A 19,592-nucleotide genomic window follows, 5' to 3' on the forward strand; every position below is an offset into this window, starting at 1 on the left:
CCATGCGTACCGCGAGCCCCCTTCCGGGTCAAGGCGTGGACCAATTCCCGGCGATCGCGCCACGTTCTTGCCCGATACCGGGCAGGTTTCTTGCGAAACTCTTCGCGCCCCCGCAGTATCGACCCGTGCTCGAACCCCCCGCCCGTGGCGTGGACACCCGTCCCGCCCCCCATGACGACCTGGTGGACCACCTGGTGCGCAGCACACCGCTGCAGCGCGGTGAGGCCACCCGGGTGGTGCTGGACGTGCTCGCGTACTTCGACGAGACGACGGAGGCGTTCGTCCGCCGCCGCCACCGCGAGCTGCAGTCCCAGGGGCTGCGCAACGACGCGATCTTCGAACGCATCCGGCAGGAGCTGCCGCACCGCGCCGTGACCCCACCGGATCTCACGGCCCGCCAGCTCCGCCGCATGGTCTACGGCTGACCGCGCCGCGGCCGCCGGGCCCACCCGCCGGTTCACCGGCACCACCTCCCGTCCATCCGTCACCCCTTTCTTTCCGTTCGCCCCGTTCCTCCCTTTCCATCCGTTCCTACGTCATCACCCGCGCGGCCGCCACGCATCGGCACCGCTCCGGCGCGCGCCGCGCGGGCCGTCACCACGTCACCCAGGAGGCTCACCCCATGTGCGGAATCGTCGGATACATCGGTAAGCGCGATGTCGCCCCGCTGCTGCTGGAAGGGCTGCAGCGCCTGGAGTACCGCGGCTACGACTCGGCGGGCATCGCCCTCCACGCCAAGGCGTCCGGCAAGGCCGCCGGCGGCCTGAAGACCGCCAAGGCCAAGGGCCGGGTGCGGGAGCTGGAATCCCGGCTGCCCAAGCGGTTCCAGGGCACCGTGGGCATCGCCCACACCCGCTGGGCCACCCACGGCGCGCCGACCGACGAGAACGCCCACCCGCACCTCGACACCACCGGCGACGTCGCCGTCGTCCACAACGGCATCATCGACAACGCCTCCGAGCTGCGCGCCAAGCTGACCGCCGACGGTGTGGACTTCGCCTCCGAGACCGACACCGAGGTCCTCGCCCACCTCGTCGGCCGCTCCACCGCCGACACCCTGGAAGAGAAGGTCCGCGAAGCGCTGCGGCACATCGAGGGCACCTACGGCATCGCGGTGCTGCACGCCGCCTTCCCCGACCGCATCGTCGTCGCCCGCAACGGCTCCCCGGTCGTCCTCGGCATCGGCGAGCACGAGATGTTCGTCTCCTCCGACGTCGCCGCGCTGGTCTCGCACACCCGCCAGATCGTCACCCTCGACGACGGCGAGATGGCCACCCTCAAGGCCGACGACTACCGCACGTACACCACCGAGGGCTCGCGGACGACGGCGACGCCGGAGACGGTCGAGTACGCGGCCGAGTCGTACGACCTGGGCGGCCACGACACGTACATGCACAAGGAGATCTCCGAGCAGGCGGAGGCGGTGGACCGGGCGCTGCGCGGCCGGATCGACGACCGTTTCTCCACCGTTCGCCTCGGCGGCCTCAACCTCGACGCCCGCGAGGCGCGCGCGGTGCGCCGGGTGAAGATCCTGGGCTGCGGCACCTCGTACCACGCCGGTCAGATCGGCGCCCAGATGATCGAGGAGCTGGCCCGCATCCCCTCGGACGCCGAGCCGGCCTCCGAGTTCCGCTATCGCAACCCGGTCGTGGACCCCGACACCCTCTACGTCGCCGTCTCCCAGTCCGGCGAGACCTACGACGTGCTCGCCGCCGTCCAGGAGCTCAAGCGCAAGGGCGCCCGGGTGCTGGGCCTGGTCAACGTGGTCGGCTCGGCGATCGCCCGGGAGACCGACGGCGGCATCTACGTGCACGCGGGCCCCGAGGTCTGCGTGGTCTCCACCAAGTGCTTCACCAACATGGTGGTCTCCTTCGCGCTGCTCGCCCTGCACCTGGGCCGGATCCGGGACCTGTCGGTCGCGGACGGCAAGCGGATCATCGAGGGCCTGCGGAAGCTGCCCGGCCAGATCGACGAGATCCTCAAGGGCGAGGACGACATCAAGAAGCTCTCGGCGCTGTACGCCGACGCCAAGTCGATGATGTTCATCGGCCGGGTGCGCGGATACCCGGTGGCCCGCGAGGCCTCCCTGAAGCTCAAGGAGGTCTCGTACATCCACGCCGAGGCGTACCCGGCCTCGGAGCTCAAGCACGGCCCGCTGGCGCTCATCGAACCGGCGATGCCGACGGTCGCGATCGTGCCGGACGACGACCTGCTGGAGAAGAACCGCGCCGCGCTGGAGGAGATCAAGGCCCGCAGCGGCCGCATCCTCGCCGTCGCCCACCAGGAGCAGGAGAAGGCCGACCACACCATCGTCGTGCCGAAGAACGAGCCGGAGCTGGACCCGATCCTGATGGGCATCCCGCTGCAGCTCCTCGCCCACCACACGGCGCTGGCGCTCGGCCGCGACATCGACAAGCCGCGCAACCTCGCCAAGTCCGTGACCGTGGAGTAGTCGGCCGGGGAGGCGACGGCTCCGTGCGTGCCACCACGCCGCACGGAGCCGCCGCCTCCCCTGTTGCCGGCGTCGCCCATACGCCGGCGGATGCCGCCGCGCCGGTAACCGTCATCTCCCGGTCGGCGACACGCTCCTGACACGCCCGGGACCTGCCCGGACGGCCATCGCGCCCGACCGGTATCTACCCGTCACACCGTCACAATCCACCTCGGTACGGCAGTTGATCTCACGACTGCCCGCAATCCCCATGTCTCCCCCGCAACTGTGCACACTCCAGGGAGATCCGGGCGCGCCCCGGGGAGCCGCACGCGGGCGCACGACGGCACGGACGGGGCCGAGGCGAACACCGGACGCTCCACGGCGCCGTACGGGCGCGTGGGGCGGCGGGAGAGGGCCCGGCGGGGGGGCTCAGGGGACGACGATGACCGGGCGCTGCGCGCGGCGCGCCAGACGGCCCGCGACGGAGCCGAAGATCCGCCCCACGATCCCGTGGGTGGAGCCCACCACGATGCCGTCGGCCTCGTACTCCCGGCCGACCTCCTCCAGTTCGTGGCAGATGTCCCCGCCGCGCTCGACGAGGATCCAGGGGACCTCGGAGAGATGGGCGGCGCAGGCCAGCTCCAGGCCCAGCACCTCGGTGCGGTGATCGGGGACGTCCACGAAGACGGGCGGTTCGCACCCCGCCCAGACGGTCGTCGGCAGCCTGTTGGCGACATGCACGATGATCAGGCCCGAGCCGAGGCGCCGCGCCATACCGATTGCATACGCCAACGCCCGCTCGCTCGACATCGATCCGTCGAAGCCGACGACGACGCCGTGCCGGAACGCGGGATCACAGGGATGGTGTGCCTCTTCCGCCGCCCGGAGGTCGGCCAGCGGGTCGGCCACCTGCTTGCGGTGCGCGGGTTCGGGAAATTCGTGACCGGCCATTGGTGTCTCGGCGAGGACGTCCTCTTGCGGAGGGGCGAACGGGGGGACGGCGTGTGACTTGATCCGGCAGTTGACTGAGCTGACCCGATCGAGGGGCCGACGTCTTAGTTCAACGAAGAACAATGCGACCGGGAATCATCTTTCCAAGGCTTTACCCCAAGAGTACGGCGCCACTCCCCCGCTGCCCAGGGGCCGCAGGGTGGCGGAGCGCCCGCACGGGGCGGGGTGCCACCCCTCGAACGGTCCCCCGGAGCATGCCGGAGCCACGCCCGGATGGCAATGCCCCGGCCTGCCCCCGTACGTACCCCCTGGGACACGAGTGGCGTTCTCCGGCTCCGCACACCGCCCGTGGGGCCCGGGAGCGCCGGGCGGAGCCGCCTTCTCCACCGCCACCCGGCGCCCGGCGGCAGCCCCTGGTCCACGCGGTTCGGCGGGCGCCGGGAGCACACCCCGGGCGTCACCCCTGGGGCTGCCGTGACGGCCACCGCACATCAGGACGGAGTAGGGCGTAAGCGGACGGGGGCGCACGGAAGCAAGGGGTGTTCCGGCACGTACACAGGGCTCGAAAAGAGAGCGCACAACCCCCGCCACAACCGTTTTCAGCCAACTTCGGGTCCGGATCACCACCTTGCTCCGGCCACCCCCCAACCCCGGTGTGAGCAGGGCGGAAAGGACCGCTCGGCATGGTTGTGCCCTACTGCGAACGGGCAGAGCCGAGACGCGCACTTTTCCTGGAGGCCCGACGAGTGGAACGCTTCGTGATCGAATGCTTCGCGCCAAGTTGCCATATCGACATACCAGCGGGTGGTGAACTTGGCACGCCATCCTCACGGGACACAGTAGATTCGATCTTGGTAGTTATGGCGGGGGAGCTGTGCAGTACCGAGAGGGCGAGACGACCGAGGGGGGCTTAAGTGCCATGAGCCAGGACTCCGCTGCCGTACCAGATCCCGCACGCAAGCTCGCTGCCCGACGACGCCGCGAAATAGTCGCGGTGCTCCTCTTCAGCGGCGGCCCCATTTTCGAGAGCTCCATACCGCTCTCGGTCTTCGGAATCGACCGCCAGGACGCGGGCGTTCCCCGATACCGATTGCTTGTGTGCGCGGGCGAAGACGCGCCTTTGCGCACCACCGGGGGGCTGGAACTGTCCGCTCCCTACGGGCTGGAAGCCATCGCCCGCGCCGGGACGGTCGTCGTACCGGCCTGGCGCTCCATCACCCAGGCCCCGCCGCCCGCGGCACTCGACGCGCTGCGCCGCGCGCACGAGGAGGGGGCCCGGATCGTCGGGCTGTGCACGGGGGCGTTCGTCCTCGCCGCGGCCGGACTGCTCGACGGCCGCCCGGCCACCACCCACTGGATGTACGCGCCGACGCTCGCCAAGCGTTACCCGTCCGTCCATGTGGACCCGCGCGAGCTCTTCGTCGACGACGGCGATGTGCTCACCTCCGCGGGGACCGCGGCCGGTATCGACCTGTGTCTGCACATCGTGCGCAGCGACCACGGCGCGGACGCGGCGAACGCACTGGCCCGCAGGCTGGTCGTGCCGCCCCGGCGCACCGCGGCCGACCTCGGGCACCAGCGTTACCTGGACAGGTCTTTACCCGAGGAGATCGGCGCCGATCCGCTCGCCGAGGTCGTCGCCTGGGCGCTGGAGCACCTCCACGAGCAGTTCGACGTGGAGACGCTGGCGGCCCGCGCCTATATGAGCCGTCGCACCTTCGACCGGCGGTTCCGCTCCCTGACCGGGAGCGCCCCTCTCCAGTGGCTGATCACGCAGCGGGTCCTCCAGGCCCAACGGCTGCTGGAGACCTCCGACTACTCGGTCGACGAGGTCGCGGGGCGCTGCGGTTTCCGTTCGCCGGTCGCGCTGCGCGGCCACTTCCGGCGACAGCTGGGTGCCTCGCCCGCGGCGTACCGCGCGGCGTACCGGGCCCGGCGGCCGCAGGGTGGTGCGCCCGAGGGCGGACTGCGGACGGAGCGGGGCGAGCGGGCGGCTCCGATGGGCGACCGGTTCGCGGCGCTGGCCAATCCGGCCGCGGCGCTGGCCACCGCCGACCCGGAGGCCGGCAAACCGCAGTCGGACGCCTATGCGGCACGCCTTCCGGAAGCGCCGGTCGGGCGGGGCACCGGACGCCCCGTGCTGCCCAGCCAGCGTGAGCGCCCCGTAGGGTGAGTCGTATGAACGATCGCATGGTGTGGATCGACTGCGAGATGACCGGTCTCTCGCTGGCGACCGACGCGCTCATCGAGGTGGCCGCCCTGGTCACCGACTCGGAGCTGAACATACTCGGCGACGGCGTGGATGTGGTGATCCGCCCGCCCGCCGAGGCGCTGGCCACCATGCCGGAGGTGGTGCGCGAGATGCACACCGCCTCCGGACTGCTGGACGAGCTGGACGGCGGCACGACGCTGGAGGACGCCCAGGAGCAGGTGCTGGCGTACCTCAGGCAGCACGTACCGGAGGCCGGCAAGGCGCCGTTGTGCGGCAACTCCGTCGGCACCGACCGGGGCTTCCTGCACCGCGACATGCCGACGCTGGAGAACTACCTGCATTACCGGATCGTCGATGTGTCGTCGGTGAAGGAGCTGGCCCGGCGCTGGTATCCGCGGGCGTACTTCAACAGTCCGGACAAGAGCGGCAACCACCGGGCGCTGGCCGACATCCGTGAATCCATCGCGGAGTTGCGCTACTACCGGGAGGCGGTCTTCGTGCCGCAGCCCGGCCCGGACTCCGACACCGCGAAGGCCCTCGCGGCCAAGCACGTGGTGCCGCCGGCGGCCCCGGCCACGCCGTAGTGACGTAGCTCGCTCCCGGCACAGCGAAAGCCGGGAGCGAGCACCCCTTCGGACCCTGTACACTTTTTCTCAGCCGGTGGGGAAAAAGAACCACACAGCACCGGTCATGGTGGGTATAGCTCAGCTGGTAGAGCACCTGGTTGTGGTCCAGGATGTCGCGGGTTCAAGTCCCGTTACTCACCCCAGTACGGCGAGGGCCCCGATCCGCGAAAGCGGGTCGGGGCCCTCGCCGTTTTCCGCTTCTTCGAAGATCGCAGCCTCGAAGACCGCGGCCCCGGACTCGGGCTTCCGTGTGTCATGTCCCGGATGCAGCAGCAACGCCGGAGCGTCACCCGCGCTTCACCGGCGGCTGGTGGTGTACCTCTCGTCGTCACCCGCCCCGCGGAACACTTCGAGGAGCTGTTTCATGCCCAGATCCGTCCGTCGCCACCTCACCATCGGCGCCGCTCTGGTGGCCGCGACCACCGCCGCCGTGGCCGTCACGACCGCCGCCGGTGCCTCCGACACCAAGGAGCAGGCCCAGCAGGCCATCAAGGGCGGGAAGGCGAAGAACGTCATCCTGCTGATCGGCGACGGCATGGGAGATTCGGAGATCACGCTCGCCCGGGACTACACGGTCGGCGCGAACGGCCGCCTGAACATGGACCGCTTCCCGCTCACCGGCGCGTACACCACGTACTCCGTGCACCAGGACGGGACGCCGGACTATGTGACCGACTCCGCGGCGAGCGGTTCGGGGTGGGCGACCGGGCGGAAGACGGTCAACGGGCGGATCTCCAAGACACCGGACACCGACAAGGCCGTGCCGACGATTCTGGAGCTGGCGCAGAAGGGCGGCTATGCGACGGGCAGCGTCACCACCGCCGAACTCACCGACGCCACGCCCGCGGTGCTCGCCTCACACGTCACCGACCGCTCCTGCCAGGGGCCGGCCGACATGGCCAAGTGCCCCACCGACGCGGTGGCGGGCGGCGGGCCCGGTTCGGTCGCCGAGCAGTCCGTGAACCACAAGGTCGACGTCCTCTTCGGCGGTGGCAAGCAGCGGTTCGACCAGAAGGTGACCGACGGGCGGTTCAAGGGCCTGACGGTGACCGGGCAGGCGGAGAAGCTGGGCTACCAGGTCGTCACGGACAGCGCCTCGATGAAGGCGGCCACGGCGGGCAAGCCGGTGCTCGGGCTCTTCTCGCCCGGCAATGTGCCCACCGAGTGGACGGGAAAACCGGCGGCCAAGGGCGGCACCGACCCGCAGCGTTGTGTCACGTCCAACCCGGGCCGCCCCGGCTCCACGCCGAGCCTCGCCGACTCCGCGACCAAGGCGATCCAGCTGCTGGAGGCGAAGCAGAAGCACGCCAAGAAGGGCTTCTTCCTCCAGGTCGAGGGCGCCTCGATCGACAAGCAGGACCATGCGGCGGACCCGTGCGGGCAGATCGGTGAGACCGCCGCGTTCGACCGCGCCGTCAAGGTCGCCCGGGACTACGCGGCCAAGCACCCCGACACGCTCGTGGTGACCACCGCCGACCACGGTCACTCCAGCCAGATCGTCCCGCTGGAGGCGGCCCCGCCCGGTCTGACCTCCACGCTCGTCACCGACGAGGGCCAGCAGTTGAAGGTCAACTACTCGACCAACCCGCCGGGCGAGTCCCAGGAGCACACCGGCACCGAGGTGCGGATCGCGGCGCAGGGCCCGAAGGCGTACCGGGTCCTGGGCGTCACCAACCAGACGGATCTGTTCGGAACCCTGCGTGAGGCGATGGGCCTGCGCTGACCTGCGGAAACGGGAGGGGGAGACCGGGCGCCGGTCTCCCCCTCCCGCCGTGTGCGCGGCCCCCTTCAGACACCGCCCTCAGTAGCCGACGGTGAAACGCTCGCCGAGGTGGCGGGGGTGCTCGATCTCGTCGAGGACGGCGACCGCGTAGTCCTCGGCGGAGATGCGGCTGCTGCCGTCCTCCGAGATGAGCAGGTCGTCGAGGGCGGTGCGGTAGCTGCCGGTGCGCTTGCCGGGCTCGATGGTGGCGGCGGGGCTGAGGTTGGTCCAGCGGATGTCAGAGACGGTGTGGTAGAAGTCCAGCGCGTCGCCGTGGGCGTGCATGATCTGGAGCAGGAACGCGGGCAGGCCCTCGGCGTCCCAGATCTGGGTGCCGTCCGGCTTGCGGAGGGATCCGGCGCCGCCGACGGTCAGCAGCCGCGGGGCCGCGTCGCCGAGGGTGCGCAGACCGGCGACGAGCGCCTCGGCGGCGGGCCGGATGGTGGCGATGTGGCCGGGGCCGTCGCCGCCGCCGACCGCGCTGATCACGGCCTCCTTCCCGGCGGCGACCGCGGCGACCGACGCCGGGTCGAGGACGTCGCCGGTGGTGACGGTCAGCATCGGGTGGGCGAGGGTGAGCTTCGCGGGGTCGCGGACGACCGCGGTGACCTGGTGGCCGCGGTCGAGGGCCTCCTGGACGATGCGGCTGCCGATGGTGCCGTTGGCGCCGAAGATCGCGAGCGTGGACATGGTGTCTCCTGGGGTCTGCCGCACCGGGGCGGGCTTCCGTTTTCCGTCATCGGCCGGGCCGATGTCTTCTACGCTAGAGCGGTCAGGTGGACATACCGCGGTGGACATGGGACGGGTGGTGGTGAAAATGCGACAGGATCGGGAGCTGGGGGTCGGGCGGGACATTCCGGAGGTGGCGTTCTCCGCTCCGGCCGGACGACCGTCCGGGGTCGAGGTGATGACGCTCGCGGAGCTGCGCGAGCGGGCCGACGCCTGTCGGCTGGCCACCCCGCACCGGCCCGGCTTCCACCATCTGCTCACCGTCGGGCGCGGTCGTCTGCTGCACACCGTCGACTTCCGGGAGCACTCCGTCGGGCCCGGCGACTGGCTGTGGTCGCGGCCCGGGCAGGTGCAGCACTTCGGGGACCTGTCGCGGGCGGAGGGGCTGCTGGTGCTGTTCGAGCCCGGGTTCCTGGATCCGGCGACGGCGGCCGCGGCGCGGATCGAGGACTGGTACGGCCCGGCCGTACGGCATCCGGAGGGCGCGGCGGCCGAGCGGGCGCGGGCGGCGCTGCGGCAGCTGCACGAGGAGTTCGGGGAGCGGGCCGGGCTGCCGTGGGCGGCGCATCTGGACGTACTGCGGCATCTGCTGGCGGTGCTGGTGCTGCGGGTGGCGCATCCGGAGGTGCCCGCGGCGGACGCGGAGTGCGCGGCGGGGGCGACGTTTCTGCGGTTCCGGGACGCGGTGGAGCGGGACTTCGCGCACAGTCGCCGGGTGGCGGACTACGCGCGGGCGCTGGGGTACGCGCCGCGGACGCTGTCGCGGGCGACGGAGGCGACGGCCGGGATCGGGGCGAAGGAGTTCATCGACCGGCGGGTGGTGCTGGAGGCGAGGCGGCTGCTGGCGCACGGGGACGGCTCGGCGGCGCGGATCGCCGGGCGGCTGGGCTTCGCCGACGCCGCCAACTTCACCAAGTTCTTCCAGCGGCACGCCGGTACCACCCCGGCCGCCTTCCGGGAGGCGGTACGGGGCGGGAGCGGCGCGGCGGTCGCGGAGTAGGGGCGGCCGGGGCGGCGGCGCCCGCGGCGCGGGGCGGGACGCGGTCCAGGGGCGTGCCCCGTGGCCCGGCGCCTCAGCCGGTGTACGCGGCGAACGCCCTGGTGAAGTCCAGTGGGTCCTGGTCGATCGAGCTACAGGTGGGCGCGGCGGTCGGCCGGGGACCGTCGTCGCACGGCCGGTCGCGGGCGGCGGACCACATCGACAGACCGCCGAGGTGTCTGCGGCGGGCGAACGCCACGAGGGCGGTGGCGTCGTCGGGGGTGAAGGTCTCGGTCCGGACGTCGTTGACGCCGATCATCGGGGTGACGGCGACGGCCTTCCAGGCGTCCGCGTCGTCGAGCCCGAGGGCGTCCTTCAGCTGGGCCTGGGTCGCGGTGGCCGCCCGGCGGGCGTAGGCGCCCATGTCGCCGTCGTAGGAGGAGCCGTAGTCCATCGCCATGACGTTGACGGTGGAGACGGTGACGCCGTTGCGCCCCGCGCCCGCGACGAGGCGTACGCCGTCCTCGGTGAGGCCGTCGGGCATCACCGGCAGGGTGAGGGAGACGTCCAGGCCCGGGTGGCTCCGCTGGAGCCGGGCGACGGCGCGGGCGCGGCGGGTGTTGGCCTCGGTGTCCGCCAGGGAGCCGCCCTCGATGTCCAGGTCGACGGCGGTGAGCCGGTAGTGGTCGACGACCTTGCCGTAGGCGGCGGCGAGCGCGTCGGCCGAGTCGCAGACCAGGCCGAGTTCGGAGCCGTCGGCGCCACCGAAGGAGACACGGACATCGCCCCCGGCCACCCGCAGGGCGTCGATCTGCCGCGCGACGGGGTTGGCGTCCAGGTCACCGTCGCCGCCCCAGGCCGGATCGCAGCCGCCGTCGGAGGTGATGAAGGCGAGGGTGAAGTGGTCGACGCCGGTCCGCCGCGCCGTGTCGCGGAGGTCGGGGGCGGGGCTGAGCGAGGTGTCGACGTACGGGGAGAAGGCGGCGGTGGTCCGGGGGGCGGGGGGTTCCTCGGGAGCGATGGTCGCCTTGGGGGCGGCGGTCGCCTTGGGTGTGGTGGACGCCCTGGGGGCGGCGGGCCGCGGGGTGTCGCCGGACGGGGCGGGGGCGACGGCGGCGAACGCGGCACCGGCGGTGGCCGCCACGGCCGCACCGGCCGAGAACAGCTTGGCCGAGCGGCTCGTACGGCGGCGCGGGACCGGGGAGCTCATGGCGTACACCTGCCTGTCGTCGCGGGTGGGGACGGTGGTGCGCCACGACACGCGGCGGACCGGGTGGGCAAACGAGGGGAACGGTACGGGAGTTGAGGGGTTCATGCCCGGTTTGCGGGCGGGGAAGGGGGCGGTTGAGGGGGGCGTGAGCGGGTGTGCCGGGCGCTCCGGGGCGCATGGGCGGTGCGCCCCCTGGCCGGGGCGGGGGCCGTGCCGCTCGTGCACCACCTGGCCGGGGCCGTACCGCTCGGGCCGGGGCCGTACCGCTCGCCCGGTCCGCGGGCCATCCCGCCCGTAGATCCACCCGTCGCCCCGTCAGCCCGCCTTCCCTCTACGGCGAGCCCGGAGTGGGAGCCGACGGCGGAGGCGGTGGGTGCCGGTGTGGTGGGGGGCGCCGGGCGGGCCGTGGCCGTCGAGGGCGAGCCAGACGCGGACCTCGGTGCCGCCCAGGACGGAGCGGCCGATGCGGACGTCCCCGCCGGTCGACTCGGCCAGCCGCCGGACGATGTCCAGGCCCAGGCCGGTCGAGCCGTCGCCGCCGCCGGAGTGGCCGCGGCGCAGTGCGGCGTCCGGGTCGTCGATGCCGGGGCCCGCGTCCGAGACCAGCACGATGACGGCGTTCCCGGCCAGCCCCGCGTGGTGCACATCGACGGCGAAGGCGGTGCCCTCGGGGGTGTGCCGGAAGACGTTGCCGAGCATCGCGTCGAGCGCGGCGGCCAGATCGGGGCGGGCCACCGGGACGCGCAGCGGGCGGTGGGCGCCCGCCACCCGGACGGTGCGGCCCTCGTCCTCGGCCAGCGCCGACCAGAACGCCATCCGCTCCCGGATCACCTCGGCGGCGTCGCAGCCTGCCGTCGCCCCCGGCTGCCGGGAGTGCGACTTCTGCTCCCGGGCGGTGCGGATGATCTGGTCGACCTCGCGCTCCAGCTGCTCGACGGCGGCCCGGGTGTGCTCGGCGGCCGGGCCGTCACCCAGCGACGCGGCATTCAGCCGGAGCACGGTGAGCGGGGTGCGCAGCCGGTGCGACAGGTCGGCGGCCAGCTCGCGTTCGTTGGCGAGGAGCTGGACGACCTGGTCGGCCATGGAGTTGAAGGCGGTGGCGGCAGACCGCAGCTCCTTGGGGCCCTCCTCCGGTACACGGACGCCGAGTTCGCCGGTGCCCAGCCGGTGCGCGGCCCCGGCCAGCCGTTTCGCGGCGCGCACCATACGGGTGCCGAGCCGGTCGGCGACCGCGACCGAGCCGATGATCAGCGCCAGGCCGACGCCGGAGAGGACCAGCCAGGACGTGGCGACGCCGTTGCCGAGCGCGGCGTCGGGCACGTACACCTCGACGACGGCGACGCCGGTCGCCACGGCCGTCGGCTGGAGCAGCGAGGAGCCGCCGCGGACGGGCGCGATGGAGGCGCGTCCGAGGGCGACGACGGAGGCGACGTCGCGGTCCGAGGCGCGGCGGAAGCCGATGCCGACGTCCCGGGCGCCCTTGCCGTCGCCCGGGACGTGGACGCCGATCCGGCAGCCGGGTCCGGTATCGGCGCTGGCGAGGGCGCGTTCGAGCTGGGTGCGGTCGGTGGTGATGGCGAGGACGGGGCCGATGGTGGCGGCCTGCCGTTCGGCGTTGGAGAACGCCCGGTCGCGCGCCATCTCCTTGACGACGAGGCCCAGCGGCACGGCGAAGGCGACCACCACCATGGCGGTGACCGCCAGCGCCACCTTGACCAGGGCCCATCTCACCGCGGCGGCTCCAGCTTCACACCCACCCCGCGCAGCGTGTGCAGATAGCGTGGCCGGGCGGCGGTCTCCCCCAACTTCCGCCGCAGCCAGGAGAGATGGACGTCGATGGTCTGGTCGTCGCCGTAGGACTGCTGCCAGACCTCGGCGAGGAGTTCCTTGCGCGGGACGACGACGCCGGGCCGTTCGGCGAGGAAGGCCAGCAGGTCGAACTCGCGGCGGGTCAGATCGAGGACGGTGCCGTCCAGCGTGGCCTCACGGCGCAGCGGGTCGACGCGGAGGCCGCCGATCCGCACCACCCGCGACGGGGTCTCCGCGGCGCCGCCCGCGCGGGAGCGGCGCAGCACGGCCGCCATCCGGGCGGAGAGGTGTTCCACCGAGAAAGGTTTCGTCAGGTAGTCGTCGGCGCCGTCGTTCAGCAGCCGGACGATCTCGGCCTCGTCGTCCCGGGCGGTGGCGATGATCACGGGGACATCGGTGACGCCGCGCAGCATCTTCAGGGCCTCGGCGCCGTCCAGATCGGGCAGTCCGAGGTCGAGGACAACCACGTCGAAGCCGATGTGGGCCACCTCCCGCAGCGCCTCCAGGGCGGTGCCCACGCTCCGTACGGTGTGGGACGCCTCGGTCAGATGCCGGATGAGGGCCGAGCGGACGAACGGGTCGTCCTCGACGACGAGCACACTTGCCATGGGCGGCACCGTACGCCATCCGGGGGTATCGTCCGGCCGGAAGTTGACGCCTGCCCGGTAGCGCCGCGGGCCGGGGGGACGAGGCCGGGCGCGGGGTGGGTGGTGGTGCGGGGATGAGCCGGATGCGGCGCGGGCTGATGCATACGGGGGCGTGGACGCTGGCGACCGGCGGCGCGGTCGCCCTCTCGTGGTTCGGGGTGCACGCGGTGCTGTCCGGTACGGCGTACGACCCGCCGCGCGCGGTCCCGCTCTCCGCGGCGGCCGCGCCCTCGGCGGCGACGGCCGCACCGCAGGCGTCCTCCACGCACCGCCCCAAACCCTCCCCCACGGCGACCACCGCCTCGCCGAGGCCGTCGCCCCCCGCGCCGCCCGCCCGCACCGGGGACGCGGCGCCGAACGACCGGCCCTCCCCGAGGCCGACGGCCGTACCGCTGGACAGCAGCGGCACCGTCAAGAGCTTCACGACGTCGGGCGGCCGGGTCGTGCTGGACCTGCGGCCCGACTCGGCGCAGCTGGTGTCGGCGACGCCGGAGGCGGGCTGGGAGATGCAGGTGTGGAAGCAGGACACCGTGATCCGGGTGGAGTTCACGGGCAGCGGCGGCGACCGCCATGCCACGGTCCTGTGCACCTGGGACGGCCATCCGCCGGTGGTACAGATCAGTGAGAGCAGTCGGCGGAGCAGTAGTCGTGCGGGGTGAGGGGCGGGGCTGCGCGGGGCTCGGCCCCGGCGTGGTGCGGGCCCGGATGCGGTGCGGGCCCGGCCCGGTTCCGGTGTGGTGCGGGCCCCGGGGCGGTGCGGCTCCCGGCGTGGTGCGGCGCCCCGGGCGTCCCGTCCCGTGGGCGCGCCCCGGGCCTCCGGCCCCGTAGGCGTCAGGCGAACACGTCCGGCGGCGGCTGCGGCGACGCGACGGCCGTGGCGTCGGTGACGGGTGCCGCGCCGCCGGTGAAGTCCCGTAGCGCCCGGCCGTGTTCGACGCGTCCGGTCTGCGGGTCGCTCGCCGCCCGCCGGGTCAGCTCGGCGACCGGCAGCGGGTGCGCGGCGGCGAGCAGGACGGCGTTGCCGAACCGCTTGCCGCGCAGGACGGCCGGGTCGGCGGTGAGCGCCAGCTCCGGGAAGACGACGCCCGTGGTGGCGATCTGACCGCGCAGGAACCGCAGCGGCGGCCCGTCGGCGACGTTCGCCGCGTACCAGCCGCCGTCCGTCAGCGCCCGCCGGACCTCGGTGACGAACTCGGTGCTGGTCAGATGTGCGGGCGTCCGGGCGCCGCGGAAGACATCGGCGATGATCAGGTCGGCCCAGCCGTCAGGGACCTTGGCCAGTTGTTCCCGGGCGTCGCCGCCGCGCACCCGGATGCGCCAGCCGCTCTCCAACGGCAGCTCCCGCCGCACCAGTTGGACCAGCGGCGCGTCGATCTCCACGACCTGCTGGGTGGAGCGGGGCCGGGTCGCCGCGACGTAACGGGCCAACGTCAGGGCGCCGCCCCCGAGGTGGACGACACGCAGCGGCTTGCCCGGGGGCGCCACGAGGTCGGCGGCGTGACCGAGGCGCCGCTGGTAGGAGAAGTCGAGGTGGTCCGGTGCGTCGAGGTCGACGAAAGACTGCGGGGCGCCGTCGATCAGCAGGGTCCGGGCCCGGGGCCGGTCGCGGTCGGGCCGCAGTTCGGCGACGCCGCCGTCCACCGTCTCCACCACGGATTCCGCGCCACCGCGCCCGCGTCTGCTCTTCGCCATGCCCCCAGTATGGCGGCCGGTCCGCCGGGGCGTGACGGCTGGGCATGACGGCGTCCGCGCAGGTCAGGCACGGGAGGCCGAGTGTCCGGGGGCGGTGCCGCCCGGCGTGCGGGAGGCCCGTACGCGCCCCGGCGTACGGGTGACGGCGTACGGCCGGGGCGGCGCGGCCCGGCGCGCGGAAGGAACGCGCACGCCCCGGCGCCCGTACCGTAATCGCCCCCGCACCGCGAGCGGGCCGCCGCGACCGAAGTCGCGGCGGCCCGCTCTCACCCGCACGGTCCCGGCCGGGATCACGCCACGGCCGGTGGCCGGGTCATTTGTTGGCGCACTTGTTCCCGAATGCCGGGTTGAGCAGCGCCAGCACATGGATGCTGTTACCGCAGACATTCACCGGGATATCGATCGGAACCTGGGTGACATTTCCGCTCAGCACGCCCGGCGAGTGCGTGGCAACGCCGACGGCGGTGGCGCCGCCGTGGCCGTCCTCGTGACCACCATCGGTGGCGGAGGAAATCCCCGCGCCGCCGATCACGAGTGCGCAGCTGGCTGTGGCCAGGGCGGCCGACGTGACGATCCGCTTCATCGCCCGTCTCCTTTCCTTTTCGCGAATGGGACATCGGCCCAACGACCGGGGTCACGCCAGGGATGCGGGCATTCCCCCGTAAGGGAGAAACGTTCATCCTTATGGAAGACAGAACCCCGGTCGCCACGGTTGCGGGAATCGCCCCGATGCCGTATCCCGGGACGCCCGTCCGGCGTGCCGCCCAGTGCGGCGGGGGACTCTCTGACAGAGTGCATTCCTGTTCGGCAGCCGCCGGTCAGGAGGACGTCAGGCCCCGCAGTCCGGTCCGCGGGGCCCGGGAATTCCGGGGAGACCGTGCGGCGGCGCACGCACCGCGATTCCCCGGAATTCCGCCCGCCGGACCCACCGCGGCGCCGGATGCGTCTCCGGTACATCCGGCATCCCGCACCCTTTCCGTTTCCCCGGAGAACGGTGCGCTTTCCACCGCTGCCGCCACACCGGAAAGCGCACGGCCGGAGCCATTCGGCGGCACGGTCCGCCACTCGCCGCCGGATGGCTCCGGATTCCCCCCTTCTTTCCGGTCCGAAGAACCCGGGAAAGCGGGAAAAGCGAGAAAGGGAGAACGGAAGAACCCCGCCCGGCGCCCCGGGAAACGCGGTGCGCCGTGGTCACCGCCCGTCGCCCCGATGAGACCCGCCCGTAGGCCCCCCGGGCCCGTAAGGAGGTAACCGGTGAAAGTCCTGCACCTCGTCACCGGACTGGAGGTGGGCGGCGCCGAGCAGCAGCTGCGGCTGATGCTGCGCCGGCTGCCGTACCGCTGCGACGTCGTCAGCCTGAGCGGCGACGGCCCGGTCGGCGACGGCATCCGCGCCGACGGCGGGTCCGTCGTCCCCCTGGACGGGCCGCCCACCCTGCCCCGTCTCGTCCGGCTGATCCGGCGGGGCGGCTACGACGTGGTCCACACCCACCGCTACCGCGCCTGCGTCACGGGCCGGATCGCCGCCCGGCTGGCCGGTGTCCGGGGCGTCGTCGCCACCGCCCACACCCTGGGCGCTACGGAGATCGACGGCCGTCCGCTGACCCGCCGCGTCCGCGCCCGCTACCGGCGCACCGAACGGCTGGGCACGGCGACGGTGGCCGCCTCGGAAGCCGTCGCCGTGCGGCTGCGCCGCCTCGGCGTCCCCGGGGAGCGCATCGAGACGGTCACCCCGGGGGTCGACGCGGACGCCTTCCGGTACGACCCGGCCGCCCGTGCGGCGGTCCGCGCCCGGCTGGGGCTCGCGGCGGACGCGTTCGTGATCGGGGGCGCCGGGCGGCTGGTGCCCGGCAAACGCTTCGACGTGCTGATCCGCGCGGTGGCGCAGGTGCCCGGCGCCCGGCTGGTGCTGGCCGGGGACGGGCCGGAGCGGGTGGCGCTGCGGCGGGCCGCCGATCAGTTCGGGGTGGGCAACCGCGTCCTGCTGCCGGGTGCCTGGCACGGGGGCGGCGGCACGGAGGGCGACCCCGGGCTGCCCGCACTGTTCTCGGCGCTGGACGTCTTCGTCGCGCCCGCGCCCGCGCAGGCGTTCGGGACGGCCGTGGTGGAGGCGCTGGCCGCGGGGCTGCCCGTGGTGCACACCGGGTGCCCGGCCCTCGACGATCTGCCCGGGGAGATGGCGCCCGGTGCCCGGCGCACCGGCTCGCGGTCGCATCTGCTGGCCGCCGTGCTGCGCGAGGAGCGGCGCGCCGCACCGCGCCGGCTGCCCCCGCCGCCCGTTGTGGCGCACCACGGGGCGGACCGCGCCGCGCGGGCGCTGGCCGCGCTCCACGAGCGGGCCGCCGGGTTCCGGGCGGCCACGGCGGGCGCCGGGGTCCCGCAGCCCGCCGCGCCCCCGGAAACGGCCGCATCGGACCCGTCGCTGACGGGCTGAGGCGCCGGCCACCGCACACCGGCACCGCGGCCCGTACGGCGCCGCTCCGACGAGAACCGCACGACGAGAAGGAGCAGGGATCTTCCATGGACGACCTCGTGGTGGTGGGCGCCGGCCCCTACGGACTCTCGATCGCCGCGCACGCGGCGGCCGCCGGGCTGCGCCCGCGGGTCCTGGGCCGGCCGATGGCCGCGTGGCGGGACCACATGCCCGGCGGCATGTACCTCACCTCCGCACCCTGGTCGTCGGACCTGTCCGACCCGGCGGGCACGTACACCCTGGCGGCGTACTGCGCCCAGGCGGGCATCCCGGTGCGGCAGGGCGTGCCGCTGCCGGGCACCGTGTTCACCGCGTACGGCCGGTGGTTCGGCGAGCGGGCGGTGCCGCAGGACCTGGAGGAGCGCGCGGTCACCACGGTGCGGCCGGACGGCGGCGGCTTTCTGGTGGAGACCGCGGACGGGGCGCCGATCCGGGCCCGTACGGTCGCGCTGGCGGTGGGCGCGGTGCCGTTCGCGCGGCGCCCGGAGCCGCTGTACGGGCTGCCCGCCGCGCTCGCCTCGCACAGCAGCGACCACCGCGATCTGTCCGGGTTCGCCGGGCGGGACGTGACCGTCGTCGGCTGCGGTCAGTCGGCGCTGGAGACGGCGGTGCTGCTGGCCGAACTGGGCGCGCGGGCCCGGGTCGTGGCGCGGGCCGGGCGGATCCACTGGGAGGCCGCGCCGCCGCCGCTGGGCCGTCCGTTCCCGGCCGCGCTGCGCGCCCCGCACAGCGGTCTGGGCGCCGGGTGGGGGCCCTGGCTGCGGGCCGAGCTGCCCTGGGCGGTGCGGTGGCTGCCGGTGGCAGCCCGGGGGCGGGGTGCGGACCGGCCGCCGCGACCGGCCGGGGCCTGGTGGCTGCGGGACCGTTTCGAGACCGCCGTCCCGGTGCTGACCGGGCACCGGGTGCGCGCCGCGGTCCCCGGGGACGGCGCGGTACGCCTCGAACTGGCCTCCGCCGACGGCCGGTCCACGGTGGTGGAGACCGAGCATGTGATCGCGGCGACCGGGTTCGTCCCGGACCTGCGGCGGCTGCGTCTGCTCGACCCAAGGGTGCGCGAGGAGCTGCGGACCGTACGGCCCGGCCGGGCGCCCGAACTGAGCGGGCTCTTCGAATCGTCGTGGCCGGGGCTGTTCTTCGCAGGCCCGCTGGCCGCGGCGTCGTTCGGCCCGGCGATGCGCTCCGTCTACGGCACGGCGTTCACCGCCGGGCGGCTGCTGCGCGGGGTGCGGCGGCGGCTGGGCCGGGGGCCGGGCGGGCTCGTCATCCCCCATCCGGCGCCGGGCCGCGCCGCACCCGCCGCGCCGCCCCTGGAGCGGATGCCGTGCGGCGCGGCGTACGCCGACGAGGCGGCGCAGCCCGCCGGCTAGACGGCGCACGCCCGACTCCACGCGCCCCGGCGCCGCCTCGGAATTCCGGGGCGGCGCCGGGGCGCTTCGTACGTCCTGACCGGGGGTCAGCGGCAGCGGTCGACGGCCTCGATGGTGCGGGCCGCCTCGCCCAGGGCGGCCCGCAGGACGACCGGGTCGGTGGCGTCGCCGTACGCGCCCTCGGGCGGCACCAGCCAGCCGGTCCCGGTCACCGGCGGCTCCGGCGCGCCGCGCCCGGCGGCCGTGGCGGACCCGCGGCCGAACGTCCGGGTGCAGGCGCTGCCGGGCAGGTCCCAGCGTTCGGCGGTCCCGGCGGGCACCAGGAAGCCGAGGGTGTGGCAGGGGGCGTCGTGCAGGACCGGGCCGACGCCGTCGCGGAGCCGCAGGATGTCGACGGCTTCGAGTCCCTGCCGGGCGGGCACCGTGACGAGGTCGCAGAACGGGGCGTGACCGGGCGGCGCACCCGTCCCGGCGCACCTCGTGCCGCCCTCGCCCACACTGGACTTCCTCACGGAAAACCCCTCCTCCTGCACCGCTGCGTATCGACACCGTGTCCAACGGTGTGCCCCGTCAACAGCTACGGCGCCGGACCGCCGCAAAGGATGGCAGTTCATGGCGGATCGTGGGTGAGATATCCGGTTTGTAGCCATACCCTCCGTATCGGCTCCGTCACAGCCGGTACGGTCGTCCCGCCGCTCCGCC

General features: G+C 73.8%; 17 protein-coding genes and 1 tRNA gene. 10 read left to right on the top strand and 8 right to left on the bottom strand.

Annotated elements, in window-relative coordinates; genetic code table 11:
- Positions 1–125: 125 nt before the first annotated feature.
- Together OG422_RS10365 and glmS are read left to right on the top strand one after the other, a co-directional pair.
- Positions 126–425 carry a hypothetical protein gene (locus OG422_RS10365; protein WP_251076761.1) on the top strand — a complete coding sequence of 100 codons (300 nt, stop codon included), beginning with the start codon at positions 126–128 and terminating at the stop codon, positions 423–425.
- Between the two features lie 197 nt (positions 426–622).
- Positions 623–2,452 (top strand): glutamine--fructose-6-phosphate transaminase (isomerizing), encoded by a 1,830-nt coding sequence (gene glmS / locus OG422_RS10370; protein ID WP_405742172.1) that lies wholly within the window; start codon positions 623–625, stop codon positions 2,450–2,452.
- Positions 2,453–2,863: 411 nt separating this feature from the next.
- Here glmS and OG422_RS10375 read toward each other — a convergent pair whose 3' ends face one another.
- A complete protein-coding gene (locus OG422_RS10375; RefSeq protein ID WP_143943111.1) occupies positions 2,864–3,385 on the bottom strand; it encodes a universal stress protein in 522 nt (173 codons plus the stop codon).
- 919 nt (positions 3,386–4,304) lie between these two features.
- Between OG422_RS10375 and OG422_RS10380 the strand changes: the two genes are divergently transcribed.
- The 4 genes from OG422_RS10380 to OG422_RS10395 all read left to right on the top strand — a co-directional run bounded on the left by OG422_RS10380 (position 4,305) and on the right by OG422_RS10395 (position 7,946).
- Positions 4,305–5,558 carry a GlxA family transcriptional regulator gene (locus OG422_RS10380; protein ID WP_143943112.1) on the top strand — a complete coding sequence of 418 codons (1,254 nt, stop codon included), beginning with the start codon at positions 4,305–4,307 and terminating at the stop codon, positions 5,556–5,558.
- A gap of 5 nt (positions 5,559–5,563) precedes the next feature.
- On the top strand, positions 5,564–6,181 hold the full coding sequence (gene orn / locus OG422_RS10385) for an oligoribonuclease (RefSeq protein WP_143943113.1): 618 nt from the start codon (positions 5,564–5,566) through the stop codon (positions 6,179–6,181).
- Positions 6,182–6,290: 109 nt separating this feature from the next.
- Positions 6,291–6,366: transfer RNA gene (locus OG422_RS10390), tRNA-His, on the top strand.
- 221 nt (positions 6,367–6,587) lie between these two features.
- Complete coding sequence (locus tag OG422_RS10395) at positions 6,588–7,946, top strand: alkaline phosphatase (RefSeq protein ID WP_143943114.1); 1,359 nt, start codon at positions 6,588–6,590, stop codon at positions 7,944–7,946.
- A gap of 78 nt (positions 7,947–8,024) precedes the next feature.
- Here the strand turns inward: OG422_RS10395 and OG422_RS10400 are convergent, their stop codons facing one another.
- The gene (locus tag OG422_RS10400) at positions 8,025–8,675 is read right to left on the bottom strand and encodes an NAD(P)-dependent oxidoreductase (protein WP_143943115.1); all 651 of its coding nucleotides are present in this window, start codon (positions 8,673–8,675) and stop codon (positions 8,025–8,027) included.
- A gap of 127 nt (positions 8,676–8,802) precedes the next feature.
- Here OG422_RS10400 and OG422_RS10405 point away from each other — a divergent pair, with 127 nt between their 5' ends.
- Complete coding sequence (locus tag OG422_RS10405) at positions 8,803–9,714, top strand: AraC family transcriptional regulator (protein ID WP_143943116.1); 912 nt, start codon at positions 8,803–8,805, stop codon at positions 9,712–9,714.
- Positions 9,715–9,787: 73 nt separating this feature from the next.
- Here the strand turns inward: OG422_RS10405 and OG422_RS10410 are convergent, their stop codons facing one another.
- From OG422_RS10410 to OG422_RS10420, 3 genes are all read right to left on the bottom strand, one after another.
- A complete protein-coding gene (locus OG422_RS10410; RefSeq protein WP_405742177.1) occupies positions 9,788–10,903 on the bottom strand; it encodes a chitinase in 1,116 nt (371 codons plus the stop codon).
- A 315-nt stretch (positions 10,904–11,218) separates the two neighbouring features.
- Positions 11,219–12,634: an ATP-binding protein gene (locus OG422_RS10415; RefSeq protein WP_405742179.1), complete on the bottom strand. Its 1,416-nt coding sequence runs from the start codon at positions 12,632–12,634 to the stop codon at positions 11,219–11,221.
- A complete protein-coding gene (locus OG422_RS10420) occupies positions 12,631–13,320 on the bottom strand; it encodes a response regulator transcription factor (protein ID WP_405742181.1) in 690 nt (229 codons plus the stop codon). The genes OG422_RS10415 and OG422_RS10420 overlap by 4 nt, the downstream gene beginning before the upstream one ends.
- Before the next feature lie 122 nt (positions 13,321–13,442).
- Between OG422_RS10420 and OG422_RS10425 the strand changes: the two genes are divergently transcribed.
- The gene (locus OG422_RS10425) at positions 13,443–14,018 is read left to right on the top strand and encodes a hypothetical protein (RefSeq protein WP_405747722.1); all 576 of its coding nucleotides are present in this window, start codon (positions 13,443–13,445) and stop codon (positions 14,016–14,018) included.
- A 172-nt stretch (positions 14,019–14,190) separates the two neighbouring features.
- On the opposite strand, the gene OG422_RS10430 is transcribed toward OG422_RS10425, so the two are convergent.
- Positions 14,191–15,051 carry a spermidine synthase gene (locus OG422_RS10430; protein ID WP_405742183.1) on the bottom strand — a complete coding sequence of 287 codons (861 nt, stop codon included), beginning with the start codon at positions 15,049–15,051 and terminating at the stop codon, positions 14,191–14,193.
- Positions 15,052–15,364: 313 nt separating this feature from the next.
- Positions 15,365–15,634, bottom strand: a complete 270-nt coding sequence (locus OG422_RS10435; RefSeq protein WP_405742185.1) for a chaplin — start codon at positions 15,632–15,634, stop codon at positions 15,365–15,367.
- A gap of 671 nt (positions 15,635–16,305) precedes the next feature.
- Here OG422_RS10435 and OG422_RS10440 point away from each other — a divergent pair.
- Complete coding sequence (locus OG422_RS10440) at positions 16,306–17,484, top strand: glycosyltransferase (RefSeq protein WP_405742187.1); 1,179 nt, start codon at positions 16,306–16,308, stop codon at positions 17,482–17,484.
- A gap of 86 nt (positions 17,485–17,570) precedes the next feature.
- On the top strand, positions 17,571–18,890 hold the full coding sequence (locus tag OG422_RS10445) for an NAD(P)-binding domain-containing protein (RefSeq protein WP_143941714.1): 1,320 nt from the start codon (positions 17,571–17,573) through the stop codon (positions 18,888–18,890).
- An 86-nt stretch (positions 18,891–18,976) separates the two neighbouring features.
- On the opposite strand, the gene OG422_RS10450 is transcribed toward OG422_RS10445, so the two are convergent.
- Entirely contained in the window at positions 18,977–19,402 is a 426-nt protein-coding gene (locus OG422_RS10450; RefSeq protein WP_405742189.1) for a hypothetical protein, read from the bottom strand.
- Positions 19,403–19,592: the final 190 nt, after the last annotated feature.

It is taken from the genome of Streptomyces sp. NBC_01525 (genome assembly GCF_045040405.1).
Taxonomy (GTDB): Bacteria; Actinomycetota; Actinomycetes; order Streptomycetales; family Streptomycetaceae; genus Streptomyces; species Streptomyces benahoarensis.